General features: G+C 56.3%; 2 protein-coding genes. One reads left to right on the forward strand and one right to left on the reverse strand.

From position 1 onward, the window contains the following. Positions 1-67: 50S ribosomal protein L34 (rpmH, locus tag ACIP66_RS28620; RefSeq protein WP_313644583.1), on the reverse strand; the 67-nt coding region annotated here is incomplete at its 3' end. A 567-nt stretch (positions 68-634) separates the two neighbouring features. Here rpmH and dnaA point away from each other — a divergent pair. Further along, positions 635-1,906: chromosomal replication initiator protein DnaA (gene dnaA / locus ACIP66_RS28625; protein ID WP_400652652.1), on the forward strand; the 1,272-nt coding region annotated here is incomplete at its 3' end.

Consider the following 1,906-nt stretch of genomic DNA (forward strand, 5'->3'; position numbering starts at 1 on the left):
CCATGCGAGCACGGAAGCCGTGAGTACGGGCGCGTTTGATAGTGCTTGGTTGGAAAGTACGTTTCATTGTCGTGTTACCTGGTTCGTCCACAACGGGCCGGAATGGCCCCCGTTTTAAGAGACCGGGGATTCTAGAGAAAGCAAGCCCTCAGGTCAATTTCCAACCAGCGTTTCCTTATAAATAGATCTGGGGGGCCTCTTTGGCTGAAAGCCTGTCTGCCAAACATAAAAATAAAGAAGGGACTTATTTAAAGCTTTTTTGTAAAGCTTATAAAAGCTAGGGCCGTCATCTTCTGTGGATAAGTGCCAAGAGCCCTTATTTCACGTGATGTACAGAGAATGACAACTACAGTGGAAAACCGTGTTCAGCCTGTGCTGCACTGTCGGATAACCTGTGCGTGGAATGGCCTGTTATCCACAGGCAGGTTATCCACCGAGTTCAACCCCCAGTTGTCCAGTGCCCTCAGGGGCGGTTATCCACAGAGCTTATTCACACACCGTTGGTCGCCTTTTTTTGGTTTAACGCATTGATAAATCATGTTCACCGGGCAACCTGCATGTGGATAAGTGGGCGGCTCGCCGCTACAATGGCCGCTTGTTTTTGCCTCACCGGCTTTCAACTTAGGGGATATCCGTGTCAGTGGAACTTTGGCAGCAGTGCGTGGAGCTTTTGCGCGAGGAGCTGCCTGCCCAACAATTCAACACCTGGATCCGTCCACTACAGGTCGAAGCCGAAGGCGACGAGTTGCGCGTCTACGCACCGAACCGTTTTGTTCTGGACTGGGTCAACGAAAAGTACCTGGGGCGCGTCCTTGAACTGCTGGATGAGCACGGCAACGGCATGGCGCCTGCGCTTTCCTTATTAATAGGCAGCAAACGCAGCTCGGCACCGCGTGCCGCACCGAATGCGCCACTGGCGGCAGCGCAAGCTTCCCAGGCGCAAGCGAATTCTGCCCCGGTGAACACGCCAGCGCCGACTCAGACGCCAGCACCGAGCGCCAAGCGCTCGACGCAGAAAAGCCCGGAAGTCAGCGATGAACCGTCTCGCGACAGCTTCGACCCGATGTCCGGCGCCGCTTCGCAGCAGGCCCCGGTTCGCGCCGAGCAACGCACTGTGCAGGTCGAAGGTGCGCTCAAGCACACCAGCTACCTGAACCGTACGTTCACCTTCGAGAATTTCGTCGAAGGTAAATCCAACCAGCTCGCCCGCGCGGCGGCCTGGCAAGTGGCGGATAACCCGAAGCACGGCTACAACCCACTCTTCCTTTATGGTGGCGTTGGCCTGGGTAAAACTCACTTGATGCACGCGGTGGGTAACCATCTATTAAAGAAGAACCCGAATGCCAAGGTCGTGTACCTGCATTCCGAGCGTTTCGTGGCCGACATGGTCAAGGCGCTGCAGCTGAACGCGATCAACGAGTTCAAGCGTTTCTACCGTTCGGTGGATGCGCTGCTCATCGATGACATTCAGTTCTTCGCCCGTAAAGAGCGTTCGCAGGAAGAGTTTTTCCACACCTTCAACGCCCTGCTTGAAGGTGGCCAGCAGGTCATTCTCACCAGTGACCGCTATCCGAAAGAAATCGAAGGCCTTGAAGAGCGCCTTAAATCCCGGTTTGGCTGGGGCCTGACGGTTGCCGTCGAGCCGCCGGAACTGGAAACCCGCGTGGCGATCTTGATGAAAAAGGCCGATCAGGCCAAAGTCGACTTGCCGCACGACGCCGCGTTCTTCATCGCCCAGCGTATTCGCTCCAACGTCCGTGAGCTGGAAGGCGCGCTGAAACGCGTGATCGCCCACTCGCACTTCATGGGCCGCGACATCACCATCGAGCTGATGGCCGACGCCCAGAAAGACGAGTTGGCGTTGGAGGACGCGCTCGTCGGAGTGGAGAACATTAAGCGCACCGAC

Origin of the sequence: Pseudomonas sp. NPDC088429 (assembly GCF_044753305.1) — a bacterium.
Classification (GTDB): domain Bacteria; phylum Pseudomonadota; class Gammaproteobacteria; order Pseudomonadales; family Pseudomonadaceae; genus Aquipseudomonas; species Aquipseudomonas rustica.